1 protein-coding gene is annotated in these 741 nt (G+C 40.6%); it reads right to left on the reverse strand.

The genetic code is table 11. The features are described from left to right. Window positions 1–133 precede the first annotated feature (133 nt). A complete protein-coding gene (gene tnpA / locus F6X55_RS06000; RefSeq protein WP_153462423.1) occupies window positions 134–595 on the reverse strand; it encodes an IS200/IS605 family transposase in 462 nt (153 codons plus the stop codon). Between the last annotated feature and the right edge of the window lie 146 nt (window positions 596–741).

The following is a 741-nucleotide window of genomic DNA, read 5'->3' on the forward strand; positions in this document are numbered from 1 at the left end:
AATCAAAACCACCAGTGTGAACTGGTGGTTTGCTCTGCGGCTGAAAGCCTCTGTTACCGGCCTCGGCCTGAAAGGCCCACCGAAAGGGTTTCCCGCCTGCACCACATTCACTCACTAATTCTAAAGAATTTCGTTATTTCTTCCGATTTTTTTCTCCTGTAAATGGATCATGTTCTTCGAACAAGGTTAACTGATCAGCCATATAATCTTCTTTTAGCTGATTTCTTATATATTCTTGGATTTGTTTCTTATTTCTGCCCACTGTATCAACGTAGAAACCTCGACACCAGAATTTCCGATTCCCATATCGATATTTCAAATTAGCGTGTCGATCAAATATCATCAGGCTGCTTTTTCCTTTTAAGTACCCCATAAATTGAGATACACTTAACTTGGGCGGGATACTGACTAACATATGGATATGATCCGGGCAGGCATTTGCTTCATGGATAATTACGCCTTTCCGTTCACATAAATCTCTTATAATTTGACCAATACTCTTTTTATACTTTCCATAAATGACTTGTCTTCTGTATTTGGGAGCAAAGACTACGTGATACTTACAATTCCATGTGGTATGTGCTAAACTGTTCATGTCCTTCACAGGGCATACCTCCTTCTTTGGTGAGATGAAGTGGTCGGGAAACCAACTTTATCCTACCATGAAGTGAGGTTTTTTTATTACCACGCTGTAAGCTCTCCGGAACCCCTGGCATTGCCAGGGGTTTTCTAATTCATTAA

Source organism: Sediminibacillus terrae, from assembly GCF_009602435.1.
GTDB classification, from domain to species: Bacteria; Bacillota; Bacilli; order Bacillales; family Amphibacillaceae; genus Sediminibacillus; species Sediminibacillus terrae.